Genomic DNA, 20,257 nt, shown 5'->3' with positions numbered 1-20,257 from the left:
AGGACACCATGTCCGACACCTTCGTGGGCGCCGAGCTGGCATCGCAGCCGGACTCCTGGCGCTCCGCCGCGGCCCTGCTGCCCTCGTTCATCGACGTCCTGCCCCAGCCGGGTGAGCGCGTCGCCGTCATCGGCTGCGGCACGAGCTGGTTCATCGCGATGAGCTACGCCGTCGCCCGCGAATCAGCGGGCCTCGGCCAGACCGACGCGTTCGCCGGCTCCGAGTACCCCGTCGACCGGCAGTACGACCGCGTCGTCACCATCTCGCGCTCGGGTACGACCACCGAGATCATCGACCTGCTGCGTGCCCTGCCGGAGCAGCGCACCGTGCTGATCACGGCCGTACCGGACAGCCCCGCTGCGGCGGACGCGGACGCCGTCGTCGCGCTGCCGTTCGCCGACGAGCGCTCCGTGGTGCAGACCCGCTTCGCGACCACGGCGCTCGCGCTGCTCCGCGCCTCCCTCGGCGACGACGTCGAGCGCCTCGCCGACCAGGCCGAGACCGCGCTCACCCTGCCGATCGACGACCTGCTCGACGCCGAGCAGGTGACGTTCGTCGGCCGTGGCGCCGCGGTGGGTCTGACGGCCGAGGCCGCCCTGAAGACGCGTGAGGCCGCACAGTTCTGGGCCGAGTCGTACCCGGCGATGGACTACCGCCACGGCCCGATCGCGATCGCGCAGCCCGGTCGCCTGGTCTGGTCCCTCGGCGCCGTGCCGGACGGTCTCGCCGACGAGGTCGCCGCCACCGGTGCCCGCCTCGTGCACCACGACCTCGACCCGCTCGCCGGACTCGTCGTCGTCCACCGGTTCGCCGTCGCCCTCGCGGAGCGCCGCGGTCTCGACCCGGACCACCCGCGATCGCTGACCCGTTCGGTCATCCTCACCTGATGACCGCGCGCGGGGCGGTGCTCGGAGTCGACGTCGGCGGCACGGGCATCAAGGCCCGACTGACCGCGGACGACGGACTGGTGCTCGACGAGCAGCGCGTCCCGACTCCCCGCGACGACCCCGCTGCCGATGCCCTCGCCGTCGTCGTGGCCGAGCTCGCCGTGCGCGCCGGCTCGGTCGCCCGACAGCACGGCACGGGCCTCGGCGCCGTCGGCCTCGTCGTCCCCGGAGTGGTCGACGAGGCCGCCGGCCGCTCGGTGCTGTCGGTGAACCTCGGCTGGCAGGACGTGCCCGTGCGCCAGCGGGTGGCCGCGGCGCTCCGGGCGTCGGGCACCGACGTCCCGCTCGCGTTCGGCCACGACGTCCGCGCCGGGGCACTCGCGGAGGTGCGGGCCGGGGGACTCGACCGCGGCACGGTCGCGTTCGTCCCGGTCGGCACCGGGCTCGCGAGCGCCCTGGTCGTCGACGGCCGGGTCGTCAGCGGTGACGGCTGGGCCGGCGAGATCGGCCAGGTCCGCATCCCCCACGGGCCGCTCGCCGGCCTCCGGGTCGAGGAGGTCGCCTCGGCCGGTGCCGTCGCCCGCCGGTGCGGCGTACCGACCGCGCACGCGGCGATGCTCCGCGTCCGCGACGGCGAGCTCCGTGCCCGGCAGGTGTGGGACGACTGCGTCGACGTGCTCACGGACGCGCTGGCCTGGCTGACGGCCGTCGCGGGCTGTCACACGCTGGTCATCGGCGGTGGACTCGCGCAGTCCGGCCCGCTCCTGCTCGACCCGCTCACCGCGGCGCTGACGGACCGGTTGGTGGGCGTCAGGGTCCCGGCCGTCGTCGGTGCACGGCACGGCGACGCAGCCGGCGCGATCGGTGCGGGCCTCCTCGCCGAGGAGCTGCTGGAACGAGACCTGCCGACCCGCCACCGGCGGGACGACGACCGCTCGCAGCAGCACGACGACGGGCCCACGGCGGTGTCGGCGTGACGACGCTCGTCCGCGCGCCACGGGTGGTCACCGCCGAGGCCGACCTGGTCGACGGCTGGATCGCGGTGACGGGGGGTCGTGTCACCGCGGTCGGGAGCGGCCCGGCGCCGACGTCCGACCGCGTGCTCGAGGCACCCGGCACCGTCGTCCCGGGGTTCGTCGACCTCCATGCGCACGGCGCCCTCGGTCACGACTTCGCCTCGTGCTCGGCCGACGAGGCCCGCGCCGCCGCCGCGCACCACGCCGGACTCGGGACCGCGCACCTCGTCGCCTCGATCGCGACCGGGACCGTCCCGGACACGGTCGCCGCGCTCCGCCGCCTCCGACCGCTCGTCGCCGACGGGACCCTCGCCGGGCTGCACCTGGAGGGGCCGTGGCTGTCGCCCGCTCGACGCGGCGCGCACGCGGTGTCCCTGCTGCACGCGCCGACCGCCGGCGAGGTCGACCTCCTGGTCGACGCCGGCGGCGCGGCCCTCCGGGTCGTCACGCTCGCACCCGAACTCCCCGGCGCGATCGACGCGATCCGCCGACTGGTCGACGCCGGGGTCGTCGCCGCGATCGGGCACACCGACGCCGACACGGAGCAGGTGCAGCGAGCGGCCGACGCCGGCGCGACCCTGGTCACCCACCTCTTCAACGGCATGCCCCCGCTGCACCACCGTGAGCCCGGTCCGGTCGGGGTCGCCCTGGCGGACGAGCGGCTGACCGTGGAGTGCATCGTCGACGGCCACCATTTGGACCCGGTCGCCGTCGACCTGGTCCGCCGCGCCGCCGGTGACCGCATGGTCTTCGTCTCGGACGCGATGGCCGCCACCGGCTGCGCGGACGGGGCGTACCGGATCGCCGGGTCCGACGTGGTCGTCGAGGGCGGTGTCGCGATGCTCGCCGACCGGTCCTCGCTGGCCGGCAGCACCATCACCGTCGGCGACGCCGTCGCCCGGGTCCTCGCCGCTCGTCCCGACAGCGACCGTCCCGGCCACGTCCGGGAGGCCGTGGTCGCCTCGTCCGTCCGGGCGTCCGCCGTGCTCGGCCTGCGTCCACCACTCACCGTCGGTGCTGCGGCCGACCTGGTCGTCATCGACCCCGCCGGCCGTCCCGTCGTCCTGGAGGTCCCCGCGTGATCGTCGTCCTCACCCCGAACCCGGCGGTCGACGTGACCTACCGCGTCGCCGAACAGTCCGTGGGCGTCACCCAGCGCGTGCTCGACGTCGCCCGCCGACCGGGCGGGAAGGGCGTCAACGTGGCGCGGGTGCTCGACGCCGCCGGCGTGGCGACGACATCGGTCCTGCCGCTCGGCGGGACCACCGGCGCCTGGACCGCCGCGGCCCTGCAGCGCGACGGACTCGCGGTCACCGCGGTGCCGGTCGCCGGGGACACGCGCACCACGGTCACGGTCGTCGACGACCTCGTGCACCCGACGATGTACGGCGAACCCGGACCCACGGTGAACGCGGACGAATGGGCCGCGGTGGGCGTCGCACTCCGCCACAGCTGGGCCACGGCGTCCGCGTTCGTCGTGTCCGGGTCCCTCCCGCGCGGCACCGACCCCGTCGTGGTGCGCGCCTGGGTGCGCGACGCGGTCGACGCCGGGGTGCCCGTCGTGGCCGACCTGTCGGGTCCGGCGCTGCTCGAGGCCGCCTCCGCCGGTGCGTCGATCTGCAAGCCGAACCGCGACGAGCTCCTCGACGCCACCGGTGCCCGGGACGAACGGACCGGCGCCCTCGACCTGCTCGCACGCGGAGCCGGGATGGTCGTCGTCTCCGCGGGTGCCGCGGGCATCAGTGCGCACACGCGGACCGGAGTCGTCACCGTCCCGGCCGTCCCCGACGTCCACGGCAACCCGACCGGCGCGGGCGACGCCGCGACGGCGGGGCTCGTCCTCGCCCTCACCGCCTCCGGCAGCCGCACCACGTCGGGCGCCCCGCGCTCGGACCTCCTCGGGCACGACCCCCTCGGGCACGACATCGTCCGCCACGCCCTGCGTTCCGCCGCGGCGTACGGCGCCGCCGCGGTCCTGCGTCCCGTCGCGGGCGAGGTCGACCTCGACGCCGTCGACCGATTCCTGACCCAGCTCGACCGAACCGGGAGCACCACATGACCACCGCCCTCGCCCTCACCGGCCTCCTCGACACCGCCCGCACCGCCCGCCGGGGCGTCGGCGCCTTCAACGTCGTCCTCCTCGAGCACGCCGAGGCCATCGTGGCCGGTGCCGAGCAGGCCGGACTGCCGGTCGTCCTGCAGATCAGCGAGAACTGCATCCGCTACCACGGTGGGGTGACGCCGATCGTCACCGCGACCCAGGCGATCGCACGATCCGCCGACGTGGCGGTCCTGGTGCACCTCGACCACGTCGAGGACCGCGCACTCGTCCACGCCGGCATCGACCTCGGCGTCGACTCGGTCATGTACGACGGCTCGCACCTCGACTACGACGCCAACCTCGCCGCGACCCGGGAGCTCGCCGACGCGTGCCACACCGCCGGGATCGCGATCGAGGCCGAACTCGGCGAGGTCGGTGGCAAGGACGGTGTCCACGCACCCGGGGTCCGGACCGACCCGGACGACGCCGCCGCGTTCGTCGCGGCGACCGGTGTCGACGCCCTGGCGGTGGCCGTCGGCACCTCCCACGCGATGCAGACCCGTGAAGCGTCCGTCGACCGGGACCTGGTCGGCCGGCTGCGGGCCTCCGTCCCGGTGCCGCTCGTCCTGCACGGTTCGTCGGGCCTGTCGGATGACGAGCTCCGCGGTGCCGTCCACGCGGGCATGACGAAGATCAACATCTCCACGCACCTGAACGGCCTGTTCACCCGGGCGCTGCGGGACGTCCTCGACGACCGGCCGGACCTCGTCGACCCGCGCCGCTACGTGGCCGCGGGTCGGGACGCCGTCGCCGCCGAGACCGCCCGGCTGCTCACGCTCCTGGCCGGCTGAGCCGGAGGAGCACCACCGGCGGACCCGCCGTCGGTCACGCGGAGCACGTCGAGCGGTCCGGTCCGCTCAGCCCCGGGTGCGGCTCGCCCAGACCACCGTCGTGCCCTTCCGGAGCACCAGGTTGCCGTCCGACTGCATCCGCAGGACCATGCCGGCTCCCCCGCGCTCCGCCGTGCCGGTGGACCACCGCGTCTGGCCGAACGGACTCGCGAGCACCAGGTCGCCGCTCGGCAGCAGCAGGAGGGACGCCCCCGCGCCACCGCCGGACCGCCGGGACAGCACCCGGTTGCCGGAGCCGATCACCAGGTCCCCGTCGAAGCGCATGGTGAGCCGCCGGCCGCCGGAGGCGTCCCGCAGCGACTGCCCCGGGACGAGCGTGGCCCCGGGGACGAGCCGGTCGGCACCGGGGGCCCGGTTGTGCCACAGCACGGCACCGTCCCGTGCGGTCACGCGGACGTCGCCGGCGTCGGTCACCGTCAGACGTGCGCCGCCGGAGGCGGTCCGTGCGGACGTGGACCAGAGGACCGCACCGGACGGCGCCACGACGGCGAGCCGCCCGGTGGTGCCGAGCCGCAGACCGGCACCCGCGGCACGCCCGCTGCTCTGCCAGAGCCGGCGGCCGTTGCCCCACTCGACCAGCGAGCCGTCCGCCTGCACGTCGAGCCAGTACTGGCCGTTCGGCGAGTGGATCGACGTCCCGGACGGCACGGTCCGGGTCCCCGAGGTCACGGCCGTCGCGCCCGCTCCCGCCGCGGCCGCGGTGGTGGTCGGCCGCGTGCAGTCCGCCGCGGTCGGGAGGAGCCGTCCGAGGGCGGACCACTTCGGCGAGCCGAGCCCGGTCGCCGCGTCCCAGCCCCGGGTAGCGGGCGCGGTGCCGTTGCTGCCGGTGACGACGTCCCGGAACGCGGTCGGGTTCGCGTACAGCGCCTGGTGCACGTCGCCCACGCCGACGGCACACCCACGTGCGGTCAGCGCGACGGCGAGCTGTCCGGCCAGCACCGGGGACGCCAGGCTCGTGCCGCCGCCGAGCACGAAGCCGTGCGCCGTCGACATGTACACCGCCGGACCCTTCGCCGGGTCGGCGAGCGCGGCGACGTCGGGCAGCATGCGCTTCGTGCCGGTGATGCCGGTGCCGGTCTGCCACGCGGGCCGGGCGTAGGCCGACGACGTGCCACCGCCGCCCGCGCCGAGGGAGTTCGACCACCCGGACTCGGTCCACCCGGCCTTCGTCCTGCTGAGCGACGTGCCGCCCACGGCCACGACCGCCGGCGAGGACGCCGGGTACGAGACGTCGCGGATGGTCGTCCTCGGGCCGGTCGGGCAGCGGGCGCCGTCGTCACCGGTAGCGGCGAAGACCGTGGCGCCGGCTGCGACGATCCGCGACAGCGCCGCGTCGAGCGCCGCCCGTGCCCCGGCCGGGGTCTGCGTCTCACAGCTGCCCCACGAGATGCTGACCGCGGTGATGCCGGCGGTGCGGACGTCGTCGGCGATGCGGCTGTAGGCGTCGTAGCTGCCCTGGAACGAGTTCGGCGTGACGTACACCCGCTGACGGGCACCCGGCGCGACGGCGAGCAGCGCCTGCTGGTCGAGCGCGACCTCGGTCTCGCCCTGGTACCCGTCACCCCGGTGCGGGTCCGCGCCGTCGACCGCGATCTGGTCGAGTGCGGGGAGCTTCCGTCCGGTCGCCGCGGCGTAGGCGCTCAGGTCGTTGCGGTCCCAGCCGGAGAACTGCACGGTCGCGACCGTCGCGCCGGCGCCCGCGGTGGCCGACCCCGAGGACCGGTACGCGCTCGCCAAGGTGGCAGGGCCGTACCCGGCGGGGACGGCCGCGTGCGCCAGCGCCGGGCGCACGTCGAGCCCGAGCACGGCGACGACGCTCCCGCCGAAGGACTGTGGCAGGGTCGGTTCGGCGGTCGGGTGCATGCCGTCGCCGGTGCCGACTAGGTCGACGCCGAACAGGGCCTCCGCCTGGGCTGCGGTGCCGTGCGCCTCGACCTCCCACGTGTCCGGGTCGGTCACCGTGAAACCGGCGTCGGTCAGCACGGTCCGAGCGCGCGACCGGGCGTCCTCGACCGGTGCGACCGCCGCCACGGCGTCCGCGCGCTGGTCGACGGTGTCCCCGGCGGTCGCCCCGGGGAGCGCGGTGAGGGCGGCCGGGTCGACCGGCCGGAGCACGAGCGTCAGGTCGACCGCGGTGTCGCCGGGTGTCGCGCCGACGGTGGCGTCGGCCGGGGCGGGCACGCCACCGGTCGCGGGAGCGGGCACAGCGGTGCCGGCAGCAGGAGCGGTGGTCGCGGTGGCGGCCGCAGGAGCGGTGGCGGCGGGCAGCGCCTGCGCGGGGAGCCCCGTACCGGTGACGGCGAGCGCCACCACGACGGCGGTGGCGAGGAGGGTCGGCGTGCGGGGTGACATGAGCGATCGCTCCCGGAGGTCGGCGACGACGGCCGTCCCTGACCGTCGGTCCGAGCGGTGACGGACGCTGCACGCTAACGCGGGGCGGCACGACCGCCGCAGCCCCAGTTCCGGGGGCTGCGGCCGCGGTTCAGCAGAGCGGGACGTTCACCGCGAGACCACCCATCGCGGTCTCCTTGTACTTCGTCGACATGTCGGCACCGGTCTGCCGCATCGTCTCGACGACCTGGTCGAGCGAGACGTGATGCACCCCGTCGCCGCGCAGCGCCATCCGGGCGGCGTTCACGGCCTTGTTCGCGGCGATGGCGTTGCGCTCGATGCAGGGGATCTGCACGAGGCCGCCGATCGGGTCGCACGTCAGCCCGAGGTTGTGCTCCATGGCGATCTCGGCCGCGTTCTCCACCTGCTCGGGGGTCCCGCCCAGGACCTCGGCGAGCCCGGCCGCCGCCATCGACGCCGCGGAACCGACCTCGCCCTGGCAGCCGACCTCGGCGCCGGAGATGGAGGCGCGCTCCTTGTAGATCGAGCCGATCGCACCGGCGGTGAGCAGGAACCGCACGACGGCGTCGTCGCGTTCCGCCCGGAACCCGCGTGCGACCGGTCCGACGTAGGTCAGGGCGTAGGCGAGCACCGCGGGGATGATCCCGGCGGCACCGTTCGTCGGCGCGGTGACGACGCGGCCGCCCGAGGCGTTCTCCTCGTTGACCGCCATCGCCGTGAGGTTCACCCACTCCATCGCGAAGAGCGGGTCGTGGTCCGGGTCGTCACGCGTGAGCTGCTCGTACCAGTCGGCCGCACGTCGGCGGACCTCGAGCCCGCCGGGCAGCGTGCCGGTGCGTCGGACGCTGCGCTCGACGCAGTCCTCCATCACGGCGTGGATGCGCAGGAGCCCGGCACGGACCTCGTCCTCGCTGCGGTGCGCGGTCTCGTTGGCGAGCGCCACACCGCTGACCGGGAGGCCCGTGGTCGCGCAGGCGGACAGCAGCTCGGCTCCGCTGGAGAACGGGTACGGCACCGCGTCCGTCTCGACCGGGATCGCGGTGCCGGCGACGCCCTCGCCCGGCTCCTCGTCCCCGTCGCGGGCGATGAACCCACCGCCGATCGAGTAGTACGTCTCGACGGCGGTCTCGGTCCCGGTCGCGTCGAACGTCCGGAGGCGCATCGCGTTCGGGTGCCGCGGCAGCATCGTCAGCGGGTGCAGCACGACGTCGGCGAGTCGGAACGGCACGACGGTCCCGCTCGCCACGGTCAGGCGTCCGGTGGACTCGAGGGCGGCGAGCGCGGCCGTCATCACGTCGGGGTCGACGTCCTCCGGGCGGTGCCCCATGAGCCCGACCGCGACGGCGCCGAGCGTGCCGTGTCCGTGACCGGTCGAGGCGAGCGAGCCGTAGAGGTCGACGCGGATGGACTCGACGGGTCCGTCCGCCGTCCGCGCGGCGAAGTCGGCGGCGGCGCGCATCGGTCCCACGGTGTGGGAGCTCGACGGGCCGACACCGATGCTGAACAGCTCGAAGACGGAGACCGGCACGACGACGAGCCTACGCCGTCCGGACGGGACGGCAGGGCTCCGGAGCCGGGCCCCGTGCGGACGACCCCGGGGAGGTCAGCGGCGCTTCCCCTCGGTCGGCATCACGATCCAGAGCACCACGTAGGCGATCCAGAGCGGCCCGGGGAACAGGCTCAGCAGGACCCAGAGCACGCGGACGGCGGTGCGGGACCAGCCGAAGCGGTCGGCGATGCCGGCGCAGACCCCGGCGAGCAGGCGACCGGAGCGGGGACGGTGGAGTGTGTTCGTCATGTCCCCGACGCTACGGTGTCCCGCTGCACGGCGGCACCCGGCCGGCACCCCGCTGCGGGGTGGGGGCAACCCCACCCGCGCTGCACGGGCCTCCCGGCCGTCGCCCTAGGGGAGCAGGACGATCTTGCCGCGGGTGTGCCGCTCCTCGAGCTGGGCGTAGGCGTCCTGCACCGCGTCGAGCGGGAAGGTCGCGGCGATCGGGACCTCGATCGACCCGTCGGCGACCATGTTCGCGAGTGCCGACAGGATCTCCGGGTCGGCGGTGTCCGCGCTGCCGGACGCCTTCGCGCCCACCTCGGCCGCGGCGTCGAACGCGATGACCGTCTCGATGCGGTCGGCGGGGATCCCGAGCGTGATGCCGAGGTGCACGTACTCCGGGCCGAACGTGTCGATGAGCGCGTCGATGCCGTTGGTGGCGAGTCCGCGGATCCGGTCCTCGAGGCCGTCGCCGTACGCGACCGGGCGGGCCTTCTTCTCGCGCAGCCACTCGTGGTTCGCCTCGGAGGCGATCGCGATGACGTCGACGCCCTCGTTGGTGAGCAGCTGCGTGACGAACCCGCCCACGCCCCCGGCGGCACCGGACACGACGACGGTCTCGCCGGGCCGCGGGTCGACGGCGCGGACGGCTGCCGCCGCGGTGGTGGCGATCACGTCGAGGCCACCGGCGGCCTCCCACGAGAGCAGGCGGGGCTTCGGGACGAGCTGCCCGGCGGGGACGGAGACGTACTCCGCCTGGCTCGATCGCTCCCACGACCACCCGAGGACCTCGTCGCCCTCCTCGAACCCGTCGACGTCGAGGCCGATCGCGGCGACGGTGCCGGCGAGGTCGGTGCCCTGCCCGGACGGCAGCCGTTCGGGGTCGTGGTCGTCGACGAGGCCCTGGCGGATCGCGGTCTCGCCGGGGTTGACGCCGGCGGCGCGGACCTTCACGAGGACCCGCCCGGGGGCGACCTCGGGGACGGGGACCTCGGCCACGTGCAGGACCGAACGGTCGCCCCACTCGTCGAAGCGGACGGCGCGCATGGTGTCAGGGAGAGCAGTCATCCCGCGTCACGGTACGCCAGCACGCTGTCCCGCGCCCGGAGCGACACCACGTGGACCGCTCCATCGGCGGTGTCGTGGGACACTGACGCCATGCCCATCCTCCACAAGGACATGCAGCTGTGCATCTCGCTCGCCGCCCGTCCGAGCAACATCGGCACCCGCTTCCACAACTTCCTCTACGACGAGCTCGGCCTCGACTTCGTCTACAAGGCCTTCACCACGACGGACCTGCCCGGCGCCGTCGCGGGGATCCGGGCGCTCGGCATCCGCGGCTGCTCGGTGTCGATGCCGTTCAAGGAGGACGTGATCCCCCTCGTCGACGAACTCGAGGAGTCTGCCCGCGCGATCCGCTCCGTCAACACGATCGTCAACGACGGGGGCGTCCTCACCGCGTCGAACACCGACTACGAGGCCGTCGCGTCGTTGCTCGACTCGCACGGTGTCGACCGCTCCGCACGGGTCCTGCTGCGTGGCTCGGGCGGGATGGCGAAGGCCGTCACCGCGGCGTTCCGTGGTGCCGGGTTCGAGCGCCTGACCGTCGTCGCCCGCAACGAGGCGACCGGCAGTGCCCTCGCCGACCAGTACGGCTACGCCTGGGTCGCGGACGAGGACGGTGCCGGCGACGCCGACCTGCTCGTCAACGTCACGCCGCTCGGCATGCGCGGCGACGACGAGGCGACGCTGTCGTTCACGCCGGAACGCATCACCGCCGCGCACACGGTCTTCGACGTCGTCGCGTTCCCCGCCGAGACCCCGCTCGTCCGGGCCGGTCGGGAGGCCGGTGCACACGTCATCACGGGCGCCGAGGTCATCGCGCTGCAGGCCGCCCGGCAGTTCGAGCGGTACACGGGCGTGGCGCTGACGGCCGACCAGGTCGCCCGCGCGAGCGCGTTCTCGCGGGAGGAGTGACGCGAGGCGCCCCCGTCGCCGCGAGACGCCGTCGCCTCGCCGAGACGCCGCCGGATCCGGCGGCGTCTCGCGCAGGCCGCGGCGTCGCACGCGGACGGGGGCGTCCCGGTGCTCGCCAGCGTCAGTGGCTGCGCGCGCGCCCCGCAGCGACCCAGCCGAGTCGGCGGGCGGTCTCGTGGTTCCGGAACCAGATGCCGGGCTGCGCGATGAAGCCCGGCACGAGCGACCCGGGGCCCTTCACCGGGTTCTCGCGGATCGTCACGCGGCAGCCGCGCGGGTGCGGCTCGACGTCGACCTCGACGCGCGCCTCACCGACCGGCCAGCCCCGCGCCTGGATCACCATGTGACGTGGCTCGTCGTACTCGAGGACGGTCGTCGTGTCGTTGATGACGAACGGCCAGACGCCGAACGAGTGGTGGATCTCCGTGCCGACCGCGGGCCACCCCGGGTCCTCGCCGCGCATGCGGGACGCGCCGACCACCCACGTCGGGTAGAGCCAGCCGTCGCGGAGGACGTCGAAGACCTCTTCGGGGGTGCAGTGGATGATCCGGACGTTCTTCGCCATGTCAGCTCCTCGGTGCCAGGTCGACGTCCACCGGCAGCCCGTAGGTGTGCCGGAGGGCGCTCTTCGCCGCGTGCCAGCCTGCCATCCCGTGCACCCCGGGCCCGGGAGCCGCGGACTGCGAGGCCAGGTACATGCCGCCGCCCATCCGCCACGGGTCGCTCGAGAGCACGGGACGCTTGACCAGCTGCCAGAAGCTCGCGGCACCGGAGGCGATGTCGCCGCCGGCGTAGTTCGGGTTGTACTGCGCCATGTCCGCCGCGGTCCGGCTGTTCGTCGCCACGATGGTGTCCCGGAAGCCCGGGGCGAAGCGCTCGATCTGGCGGATGACGGATTCCTGGTGGTCGACGGTCGAGCCGGCCGGGACGTGCGCGTACGCCCAGAAGACGTGACCGCCCTCCGGGGCCCGGCCCGGGTCGACGACGGTCGGTTCGGAGCCGAGGACGTACGGGCGCTCGGGGTCCTGCCCGCGGGCGACCTGCGCCTCGGCCTCGGCGATCTCGGCACGGGTGCCGCCGATGTGCACGGTGCCGGCGCGTCGGAGCTCCCGGTTCGTCCACGGCACCGGCTCGGACAGTGCGAAGTCGACCTTGGCCGCTGCGTTGCCGAACCGGAACCGACGCAGGGCCCCGCGCTTCGGTGTCGGCAACTGGTCCCCGGCGATGGCGAGCATGGTGGGGACGCTCGTGTCGAAGAACACCGCCTTGGCCGGGGTCAGGTCCCCGAGCGCGTGCACTTCGCGACCGGTCTCGATCGTGCCGCCGTGCGCGACGAGGTCCGCGGCGAGCGCGTCGACGATCGCCTGGCTCCCGCCGATGGGCACCGGCCACCCGCGGGCGTGGGCGTAGACGCCGAGCGAGAGTGCCGCGGCGGCCGTGGCGAGCGACGGCATGTGCTGGATGGAGTGCGCCGCGACGCCGCTGATCATCGCCGGGGCGACCTCGTCGCGGAAGCGTGCGTTCCACGCGCGGGTCCCCTGCTCGAGCGCACGGAGTCCGAAGCGGGCCACGGTCACCGGGTGTCGTGGCACGTGCAGCAGGGCGTCGGTGGCGAAGTCGGACACCTGGTCGGCGTTCCGGACGAGCGGGGCCATGAGCTGCCGGTAGGCGCGGCCGTCGAGGCCCAGGGCGTCGGCGGTCCGGTCGAGGTCCTGGTACGCGATGCCGGCCCGGCCGCCGTCGAGGGGGTGGCCGAACTGCACCTCGGGCAGGCGGAGCTCGATCCGCTGCTCCATGCCGAAGGCCCGGAAGAACTCGGACTGCAGCGCCATGGGGTGCACGGCCGAGCAGACGTCGTGCAGGTAGCCCGGGAGGGTCAGTTCCTTCGTCCGGGCACCACCGCCGATGGTGTCGTTCCGCTCGACCACCTCGACGCTGAGCCCGGCGCGGGCGAGGGTCACCGCCGCGGCCAGCCCGTTCGGTCCGGCTCCGACGACCACCGCATCAACCATGCGGGTGAGCCTACGGAGCGGCGGCTGGACGTGGTACCGGCACCCGGTCAGCTCGTGGTGGTGTCCGCCTCGGCCGGGGCCGTGCCGTCATCCGACCCGTCGACGTCCGTCGGGTCGTCGTCGCCCACCGGCCGGCCCGTGCCCACCGGGTGCTCGGCGACCAGGGCCGCGAAGTCCTCGTCGAGGAGCTGTTGCACGCGCTCCTCCCGCCCGATCTCGTAGTCGTCGGCCGGCCGCTGCGCCCACCCGAGTCGTCCGACGACCGTGGTGCCGATGTCGTCCCAGGCCCGGGCCCGGGCGGCGAGCACGATGCCGTCGACGAAGTACTGGTCGTCACGCCGGGCGTCGAGCCGCTCGGCGAGTTCCTCGTAGGTGGCCTCGCGCGTCCGGAGCTTCAGGTCGTCGCCGCGGCGGTAGTCGTGCTGGTGCTGCGAGCGGCCGCCCTGCTTGCTCGACCGGACCCGGATCGCCCGCATCCGCTCGGCGTCGGCACGCTGCTCCTCGGCCATCCGGTGCAGTTCCTGGCGGGCGGCGTCGGCGATGAGGGCGTGGTCGAAGTACCCCTGGTCGCGCAGGGCGTTCGTGATGATGCGGTTCGCCACGGCCACGGTGACGGCGGCCTTCGCGATGAGGAAGCCCTCGTCCACGGCGCGCTTCAGTTCGACCTGGCTGACGGGTCGGTCGCGCACGTCGGGCTTGCGTCGTCCGAACAGTGCCATGCGACGACGATACCGGCGACGGACGACGGTCCGCCCGGAGACGGACACGGATCACCGTCTGGAGGGACGCCACCGGTCCGCCCCGCCCGTACCGTCGAGGGCATGGTCACCACGTACGATTCCCAGCGCACCGGCCTCGGCACCGCCAGCCTGGTGCTCGGCATCTGCTCACTGCTCGCGGGCTGGACGTTCGTCGCCCCGGTGGTCGGACTCTGCCTCGGCATCGCCTCCCGCGGTCGGGAACCCGCCGCCCGCGGTCGTGCCGGGTGGGGGATCCTGCTGAACCTCGTCGCGCTGGCCTTCTGGATCCTGCTGTTCGTCTTCGGGCTCGGGATGGGCCTGCTCGCCACCTGGCAGTCGGTGGTCCAGGGGGCATGACGGACGGGAGGCGCGGTGCCTGCTGGCACCGCGCCTCCCGTCCGTCATCGCGACCTCGCGATGTCAGGGCTCCGTGATGAAGCCCTTCTTCACCATCCACTCGAACGCGACGTCGGCGGGCTCACGTCCCTCGACGTCCACCTGGCGGTTGAGTTCCTGGAGCACCGCGTCGGTGAGCTCCGGCGAGATCTGGTCGAAGACGCCCTCGAGCTGCGGGTACTCCTCCAGCGTCGAGGTCGACAGCACCGGGGCGACGTTGTACGCCGGGAAGAACCCGCGGTCGTCCTCGAGGACGCTCAGCCCGAGGGACTTGATGCGGCCGTCGGTGGTGAAGACCTCGCCGAAGTTGCACGTGCCGCGGTCGGTCGCCGTGTAGACGGTTCCGGTGTCGAGGATGTCGACCGCGTCCTTCGCCACCGCGCTGTCGCCGGAGCCACCGAGATCGAGGCCGTACTTCTCGAGCATCGGCTTGAAGCCGTCCGCGCGGGAGTTGAACTCGGACTCGACGCAGAACGTGCGCTCGTCGGCGGGCAGCTCCGCGATCTGCGACAGCTTCGTGATGCCGCCGAGGTCCTCGACCGCTTCCTCCCGCACCGCGAACGCGTAGGTGTTGTTCATCGGCGCCGGGGCGAGCCAGGTGAGGCCGTTGCCGGCGTCCTCGTCCTTGACCGCCTGCCACTGCTCGGTCTTGTCCGGGATGCCCTCCTTGTGGGCCATGAAGGTCAGCCACGCGGTGCCGGTGTACTCGTACGTCATGTCGGCGTCGTGCGAGGTCATGAGCTGCCGGACGGCGACCGACCCGGGCACGTTCGTCTCGTCGGTGACGTCGAAGCCGGCTGCCGAGGCGGCGAGGACCGCGATCTTCCCGAGGACGAGCTGCTCGGTGAAGTTCTTCGACGTGACCGTGAGCGGGGCGTCCTCGGGCAGGCTGTCGATCCGCTCGATCGTGCCCGGCGCCGCCGCCGGGACGAAGGACGCGGCGGGCTGCAGTCCGCAGCCGGCGAGGAGGCTCGTGGTGACGCCCGCCAGGGCGGCGGCGGTCAGCAGGCGGCGGGGTCGCGGGCTGCGGGTGCGTGCCGTGCGGGTCATCGGAGTCCCTTCGGTCGGGCGAACGTCTCGACGATGCGGCCGAGCCAGTCGATGGACAGGGCGAGCAGGGCGATGAGGAGCGCGCCGGAGACGAGCACCTTCGGCAGGAACAGGTTCACGCCCGTGGTGATGAGCAGGCCGAGGCCGCCGGCACCGATGAACGTCGCCAGCGCGGCCGAACCGACCAGGAGCACGAGCGCGGTGCGGATGCCGGCGAGCATGACGGGCACGGCGAGCGGCAGTTCGACCTTGAGCAGGACGGCGGCGGCGCTCATGCCCATGCCCCGGCCGGCCTCGACGAGTCGGGCGTCGACGCTCTCGATGCCGATGATCGTGTTCCGCAGGACCGGCAGGATCGCGTAGAGGACGAGCGCGACGACGGCTGCCCAGAACGTGAACCCGAGCCAGAAGGCCAGGAGCACGACGAGACCGACGGCGGGAGCGGCCTGGCCGAAGTTCGCGACCGCCAGGATCGCCCCGCTCGCCTTGCGCAGCGGTCCGCGGGTGAGCGCGATGCCGAGCGGGATGGCGACGACGAGCACGATGACCGTCGACACCACGGTGAGCAGGACGTGCTGCCAGGCGAGGTCGAGCAGCCCGGACGGGTTGAGGGTGCTGCGCTCGGTCGCACTGAGGTCCGCGGTGGCGAGCCAGACCGCGAACGCGGCGAGGACGACGAGGATCACGACCGGCTGGATCACCAGCGCGCGCCAGCTCGTCCGCTGCCCGGTCGCCGGGGACGCGGTGACGACGTCGCTCACCGGTCGTCCCGGCGGTCGGTCGGGACGGCGTCGGTGTCGAACGAGTCGTCGGCGGACCCGGCGGGCTCGTCGCCGAGGTCGACGGCCGCGCTGCTCGGCATCGCCTGCAGCGGGTTCGTGTTCGTCCCGACGGGGGTGTACGCCTGGTCCTCGGCGGCCGCGGCGCGGGTACGGGTGATCGCGTCCATGACCGTCTCGACCGTGATGACGCCCTGGAAGGCGTCCCGGCGACCGGTCACGAGCGCGGCCCCGGCGCTCGAGACGAGCATGGTGTCGAGCGCGTCGTTCAGGGTGGACGCCTCGGAGACGACGGGCAGGTCCGCCTCGATGCCCTCCGGGATCCGGTCGAGGCGCTCGAGCTGGCGGCGCGACGGCCACCCGATCGGCCGCTGCCGCCGGTCGACGACCACGGCGTGCCCGTGGCCGCCGGCCTCGCGCATGCGCTGCAGGACGGCCTCGGCCTGCTCGCCCGGCGAGCACGTCACGGCGTCGGCCAGCCCGACCTCGCGGACACGGGTGAGCGTGAGCTGCTTGAGCCCGGCACCCGACCCGATGAAGTTCTCCACGAACTCGTTCGCGGGCTCGGCGAGGATGCGCTCCGGGGAGTCGTACTGCACGATGTGCGCGCCCTCGGAGAACACGACGATCCAGTCGCCGAGCTTCACGGCCTCGTCGAAGTCGTGCGTGACGATGACGATCGTCTTGTGCAGTTCGGCCTGGATGCGGATGAGCTCGTCCTGCAGGCGCTGCCGGGTGATCGGGTCGACGGCGCCGAAGGGCTCGTCCATGAGCAGGACGGGCGGGTCCGCTGCGAGCGCGCGGGCGACGCCGACGCGCTGCTGCTGACCGCCGGAGAGCTCCCGCGGGTAGCGGTCGCGGTAGGTGTCCGGGTCGAGCGAGACGAGGTCGAGGAGCTCGTCGACGCGGGCGGCGATCTTCTCCTTCGACCAGCCGAGCATCTTCGGCACGACGGCGATGTTCGCCGCGACGGTCATGTGCGGGAACAGCCCGCCGGCTTGGATGACGTACCCCATCCGGCGGCGCAGCTCGTCGCCGTCGATCTTCGTCACGTCGTCGTCGCCGACGACGATGCGGCCCTCGGTCGGCTCGATGAGGCGGTTGATCATCTTCAGGGTGGTCGTCTTGCCGCAGCCGGAGGGGCCGACGAGCATGACGATCTTGCCGGCCGGGATCTCGAGCGTGATGCCGTCGACCGCGGGCTTCGCCTGGCCCGGGTACCGCTTCGTGACCTGGTCGAGCAGGATGCTCCGGCCGGTGACGTCGGTGTCGGGCGCGGTGGTCGGGGAGTCAGTGCTGGACACGGATACCTCTCGAGGTGGTCAGGCGGCCGAGGCCGAGGAGCAGGAGGTCGAGGACCAGGGCGAGCAGCACGACGCCCACGGTGCCGACGATCACGGAGTTGAGGGAGTTCGCGCCGCCGAGACGGGAGAGCCCGGAGAAGATGAAGCTGCCGAGTCCCGGGCCGAGCGCGTACGCGGCCACGGCGGCGACGCCCATCACCATCTGCGCGGAGACCCGCACGCCGGTGAGGATGATCGGCCACGCCATCGGCAGTTCGACCTGCACGAGGGTGCGGAAGCGGCTCATCCCGATGCCGCGGGCCGACTCGACGACGGCCGGCGGGATCTCGTTGAGCCCGACGACCGCGTTCCGGAGGATCGGCAGCGCGGCGAAGAACGTCACGGTGACGACGGACGGCACGACGCCGAACCCGAGCGGCACGAGCAGCAGGCCGATGACGGCGAAGGAGGGCAGCGTCAGCCCGATCGTGGACACCTCGTTCGCGGCGGACCGCAGACCGGGGATCCGGTAGACGAGCGCCGCGAGGACCACGGCGATGACGGTCGCGAGCACGACGCACTGGACCACCAGCGAGAAGTGCTGCCAGGACGAGAACCAGATCTGGTCCCATCGCTCGGCGATGTACTGGAACACCGGTTCTCCGCTCCCTCCGGTCGGCTGTCCGTCCCACGGAACGGGGTACGGACGGCCCCAAGCTACGCAGGTCGCGGACGTCTGACCGGCGGGCTGGCGACCGTTCCTGGGTGGACACCCATGGAACGCGCGAGGAGAACCCCTGATGAGGGCACAGCTGTACCGGGGACCCTGGGAGAACGGTAACGATCGGGCGGGACGGTCGGCTACAGGCCGGATCCGCGCCTGCCGGCCTCTGCCCGGAGCGCGACCGACCGCAGGGCCACCCGTGCCTGTTCGTGCACGGCGACGCGCTCGGCCGTGAGGAGCAGGCCGGCGACCTGTTCGGCGGTCCGGTCACCACCGTCGTTCCACCGGGTGAGGTCTCGCACGCGGGCCATCCGGACGTCCGGAGCGGGACACCACGTCACCGGGGACCCCTCGGGCACGGCGAGCGCGTGCCACACCAGGTCGAGCGAACGCTGCACCGACTGGGCGTGCACGGCGTGGGGGCCGCCGGCCGCGTCGACGACCGCACCGACCAGACAGGCCCCGACGAGCGGTCGGCCGACGACCTCGATGGCGGCGGCGCTCGAGGCGGTCCGGGTGCGTCCGCGGTCGTCGAGGTAGGCGAACCACGCGTGCTGGACCCAGCCGCGCTCCACGACGGCCCGAGCGTCCGACAGCACGCGCTGCAGGTCCACCAGTTCGGCCTGCTCCGCCTCGAGGCGCCGCAGTCGTGCGGCGGTCCGTCGGGCGGCGAGGTGGTCGAGGACCCGCCGCACCCGGCCACGCCGGTCGGGGACGGCTCGGGAGGAGGGAGCGGCGTCGGTGGCGACGTCGTGCTGGACGCGGAACTCGAGGGTCATGAGGCCCCTCCCGATCTTCACGTGCACGGATGGTGTGCGGGCACGCTAACCCCGTGCCCGCGGCGGCGGTAGCCCCCGCCCGACGGTCGTGCGCGAACCGGAGGGCCGGTCGGTCAGTCGTCGAGCACGGCGTCGATCGCCCGCAGTGCTACCGCGCGGAACGACGCCTCGTCGCTCACGGCGAGCGCCGAGGCGATCGAGACGGCCCAACCGCGCGCCCGACCCCACGTGTGCGGGTCCAGGCTGGCGTCCTGCGCGGTGACCCGACGTCGGAAGTCGGCCCGGGCCTCCCGGCCGAAGGTGAGCCAGGCGGTGGCGAGGTCGACCGCCGGGTCACCCGCGGTCACGTCGCCGAAGTCGACGACGGCGGACAGCCGGTCCCCGGTCGGGCCGGGCGCGACGAGCAGGTTGAACGGGTGCAGGTCGCCGTGCACCCAGACGGGAGGCCCGGCGTGCTCGGGCAGGTCCGCCGCGGTCCGCCAGGCGGCCGCGAGCTCGACCGCGCGTGGGACGGGGTGTGCCGCGAGCCGCGCGGCGACCGCCTCGGTCCTGGTGTGCAGCGGGACGGCGCGCACCGGGTTGGCCGGTGCGTCCGCCGGCGCCGGGACGTGCAGCGCGGCCACGAACGCGGCGAGCGTCCTCGGCACGGCTCCCCCGCTCCCGGCTCCGGTCCGGTCGCCGACGGGCACGCCGGGGAACCACGGCACGACGCTCCACGACCACGGGAAGCCGGAGCCGGGTCGACCGGTGCGGACCGGGACCGGGACGGGGACGACCCCGCCGACGAGACGGGCGAGCCCGGGGAGCCACCGCTGCTCGTGCTCGACCAGCGTGGCCGCGGCGGCCCGCCGGGGCAGCCGGACGGCGAGGTCGGGGCCGAGCCGGAGGAGGACGTTGTCCCAGCCGTTCCCGACGACGGTGAGTGGGCGGTCGGCGAGGTCCGGGTGCTGGTCGGCCAGCAGCGCCCGGACGAGCGGGACGTCGACCTCGACCTCGGCTTCGGGCGTGGGCACGACGCGATGCTAGTCCGGCGGTCGTCCGGGTTCGTGTCGTACCGTGCCGCCATGCATGCTTGGCGGGAGCCCGCGCGGTGGGCCAGGACCGGACGGTGGCTGCTGGTGCCGATCGCCGTGCTCGACTGGTTCGCCCTCGTGCCGCAGGTGGTGTTCGTGGTGGCGTTCTCGATCGCCGTCGTCGGGCTGGTGGCGATGGGTGCGGCGCTCGTCGTCCGCGCGCTCGGACGGCGGCGCGGCACGATGGCGGCGCTCGGGGTCCTCATGCTCCTCGGTGGCCTGGCGATGTTCGGGCTCGACCCGTTCCCGGGATCCGTGCCGTTCCTCGACCCGTGGTGGCCGGAGGTCCTGACGCAGCCGCAGCACGTCGGGAGCGCCTACTGGCAGCTCGCGGCCCTCGGCGTCGTCCTGACCGGCTTCGGGCTGCTCGCGACCCTGCTCGTGGCCGCGTTCACCGACGGGCCGCGCCGCACCGTCCGCTGAGGCATCCGGGCGCGCTGGCCGGTCCGTGTGCACGGGTCGG

Annotated in this window: 21 protein-coding genes; 8 read left to right on the top strand and 13 right to left on the bottom strand. The window is 74.0% G+C overall.

What is annotated here, in order from left to right:
• Nucleotides 1-8 precede the first annotated feature (8 nt).
• Genes DEJ32_RS03610 through DEJ32_RS03590 form a run of 5 tightly spaced genes read left to right on the top strand, consistent with a single transcriptional unit; the run spans nucleotide 9 to nucleotide 4,795 of the window.
• Nucleotides 9-887, top strand: a complete 879-nt coding sequence (locus tag DEJ32_RS03610) for an SIS domain-containing protein (protein WP_110824338.1) — start codon at nucleotides 9-11, stop codon at nucleotides 885-887.
• Nucleotides 887-1,864, top strand: coding sequence for an ROK family protein (locus DEJ32_RS03605; protein WP_110824339.1), 978 nt, complete (start codon nucleotides 887-889; stop codon nucleotides 1,862-1,864). Before DEJ32_RS03610 ends, DEJ32_RS03605 begins: the two co-directional genes overlap by 1 nt.
• Nucleotides 1,861-2,985 (top strand): N-acetylglucosamine-6-phosphate deacetylase, encoded by a 1,125-nt coding sequence (locus DEJ32_RS03600; RefSeq protein WP_110900350.1) that lies wholly within the window; start codon nucleotides 1,861-1,863, stop codon nucleotides 2,983-2,985. The genes DEJ32_RS03605 and DEJ32_RS03600 overlap by 4 nt, the downstream gene beginning before the upstream one ends.
• Complete coding sequence (locus tag DEJ32_RS03595) at nucleotides 2,982-3,962, top strand: 1-phosphofructokinase family hexose kinase (RefSeq protein WP_110900349.1); 981 nt, start codon at nucleotides 2,982-2,984, stop codon at nucleotides 3,960-3,962. The genes DEJ32_RS03600 and DEJ32_RS03595 overlap by 4 nt, the downstream gene beginning before the upstream one ends.
• The gene (locus DEJ32_RS03590; RefSeq protein ID WP_110900348.1) at nucleotides 3,959-4,795 is read left to right on the top strand and encodes a class II fructose-bisphosphate aldolase; all 837 of its coding nucleotides are present in this window, start codon (nucleotides 3,959-3,961) and stop codon (nucleotides 4,793-4,795) included. Before DEJ32_RS03595 ends, DEJ32_RS03590 begins: the two co-directional genes overlap by 4 nt.
• 66 nt (nucleotides 4,796-4,861) lie before the next feature.
• Here the strand turns inward: DEJ32_RS03590 and DEJ32_RS03585 are convergent, their stop codons facing one another.
• The 4 genes from DEJ32_RS03585 to DEJ32_RS03570 form a co-directional block, all read right to left on the bottom strand.
• Nucleotides 4,862-7,207, bottom strand: coding sequence for a S8 family serine peptidase (locus DEJ32_RS03585; protein ID WP_110900347.1), 2,346 nt, complete (start codon nucleotides 7,205-7,207; stop codon nucleotides 4,862-4,864).
• Nucleotides 7,208-7,337: 130 nt separating this feature from the next.
• Nucleotides 7,338-8,735, bottom strand: coding sequence for an L-serine ammonia-lyase (locus tag DEJ32_RS03580; protein ID WP_110900346.1), 1,398 nt, complete (start codon nucleotides 8,733-8,735; stop codon nucleotides 7,338-7,340).
• Nucleotides 8,736-8,810: 75 nt separating this feature from the next.
• Complete coding sequence (locus DEJ32_RS03575) at nucleotides 8,811-9,005, bottom strand: PspC domain-containing protein (RefSeq protein WP_110824345.1); 195 nt, start codon at nucleotides 9,003-9,005, stop codon at nucleotides 8,811-8,813.
• A gap of 105 nt (nucleotides 9,006-9,110) precedes the next feature.
• On the bottom strand, nucleotides 9,111-10,049 hold the full coding sequence (locus DEJ32_RS03570; protein WP_110824346.1) for an NADP-dependent oxidoreductase: 939 nt from the start codon (nucleotides 10,047-10,049) through the stop codon (nucleotides 9,111-9,113).
• Between the two features lie 90 nt (nucleotides 10,050-10,139).
• Between DEJ32_RS03570 and DEJ32_RS03565 the strand changes: the two genes are divergently transcribed.
• A complete protein-coding gene (locus tag DEJ32_RS03565) occupies nucleotides 10,140-10,958 on the top strand; it encodes a shikimate 5-dehydrogenase (protein WP_110824347.1) in 819 nt (272 codons plus the stop codon).
• Between the two features lie 121 nt (nucleotides 10,959-11,079).
• On the opposite strand, the gene DEJ32_RS03560 is transcribed toward DEJ32_RS03565, so the two are convergent.
• From DEJ32_RS03560 to DEJ32_RS03550, 3 genes are read right to left on the bottom strand one after another with little or no spacing between them, the layout of a single operon-like run.
• Nucleotides 11,080-11,523, bottom strand: a complete 444-nt coding sequence (locus DEJ32_RS03560; RefSeq protein WP_110824348.1) for an SRPBCC family protein — start codon at nucleotides 11,521-11,523, stop codon at nucleotides 11,080-11,082.
• Between the two features lies 1 nt (nucleotide 11,524).
• Nucleotides 11,525-12,970, bottom strand: a complete 1,446-nt coding sequence (locus DEJ32_RS03555; RefSeq protein WP_110900345.1) for an NAD(P)/FAD-dependent oxidoreductase — start codon at nucleotides 12,968-12,970, stop codon at nucleotides 11,525-11,527.
• A gap of 47 nt (nucleotides 12,971-13,017) precedes the next feature.
• Complete coding sequence (locus DEJ32_RS03550) at nucleotides 13,018-13,689, bottom strand: hypothetical protein (RefSeq protein WP_110900344.1); 672 nt, start codon at nucleotides 13,687-13,689, stop codon at nucleotides 13,018-13,020.
• A 102-nt stretch (nucleotides 13,690-13,791) separates the two neighbouring features.
• Between DEJ32_RS03550 and DEJ32_RS03545 the strand changes: the two genes are divergently transcribed.
• A complete protein-coding gene (locus tag DEJ32_RS03545; RefSeq protein ID WP_110900343.1) occupies nucleotides 13,792-14,067 on the top strand; it encodes a hypothetical protein in 276 nt (91 codons plus the stop codon).
• A gap of 63 nt (nucleotides 14,068-14,130) precedes the next feature.
• On the opposite strand, the gene DEJ32_RS03540 is transcribed toward DEJ32_RS03545, so the two are convergent.
• The 6 genes from DEJ32_RS03540 to DEJ32_RS03515 all read right to left on the bottom strand — a co-directional run bounded on the left by DEJ32_RS03540 (nucleotide 14,131) and on the right by DEJ32_RS03515 (nucleotide 19,734).
• Entirely contained in the window at nucleotides 14,131-15,156 is a 1,026-nt protein-coding gene (locus DEJ32_RS03540) for a glycine betaine ABC transporter substrate-binding protein (protein WP_110889353.1), read from the bottom strand.
• Nucleotides 15,153-15,917 carry an ABC transporter permease gene (locus DEJ32_RS03535; RefSeq protein WP_110900342.1) on the bottom strand — a complete coding sequence of 255 codons (765 nt, stop codon included), beginning with the start codon at nucleotides 15,915-15,917 and terminating at the stop codon, nucleotides 15,153-15,155. The genes DEJ32_RS03540 and DEJ32_RS03535 overlap by 4 nt, the downstream gene beginning before the upstream one ends.
• Nucleotides 15,914-17,239 (bottom strand): ABC transporter ATP-binding protein, encoded by a 1,326-nt coding sequence (locus tag DEJ32_RS03530; RefSeq protein WP_110900341.1) that lies wholly within the window; start codon nucleotides 17,237-17,239, stop codon nucleotides 15,914-15,916. The genes DEJ32_RS03535 and DEJ32_RS03530 overlap by 4 nt, the downstream gene beginning before the upstream one ends.
• Entirely contained in the window at nucleotides 17,226-17,873 is a 648-nt protein-coding gene (locus tag DEJ32_RS03525; protein ID WP_110824355.1) for an ABC transporter permease, read from the bottom strand. Before DEJ32_RS03525 ends, DEJ32_RS03530 begins: the two co-directional genes overlap by 14 nt.
• Nucleotides 17,874-18,079: 206 nt before the next feature.
• Nucleotides 18,080-18,742, bottom strand: a complete 663-nt coding sequence (locus DEJ32_RS03520) for a hypothetical protein (RefSeq protein ID WP_146232821.1) — start codon at nucleotides 18,740-18,742, stop codon at nucleotides 18,080-18,082.
• Nucleotides 18,743-18,834: 92 nt separating this feature from the next.
• On the bottom strand, nucleotides 18,835-19,734 hold the full coding sequence (locus DEJ32_RS03515; RefSeq protein ID WP_110900340.1) for an aminoglycoside phosphotransferase family protein: 900 nt from the start codon (nucleotides 19,732-19,734) through the stop codon (nucleotides 18,835-18,837).
• Between the two features lie 51 nt (nucleotides 19,735-19,785).
• Between DEJ32_RS03515 and DEJ32_RS03510 the strand changes: the two genes are divergently transcribed.
• Nucleotides 19,786-20,217: a hypothetical protein gene (locus DEJ32_RS03510; protein ID WP_146234069.1), complete on the top strand. Its 432-nt coding sequence runs from the start codon at nucleotides 19,786-19,788 to the stop codon at nucleotides 20,215-20,217.
• Nucleotides 20,218-20,257 lie beyond the last annotated feature (40 nt).

The sequence above is a fragment of the Curtobacterium sp. MCPF17_046 genome (genome assembly GCF_003224295.1).
Classification (GTDB): Bacteria; Actinomycetota; Actinomycetes; order Actinomycetales; family Microbacteriaceae; genus Curtobacterium.
Note: the sequence above shows the minus strand (reverse complement) of the source record. Positions and strands in the feature narration are given on the sequence as shown.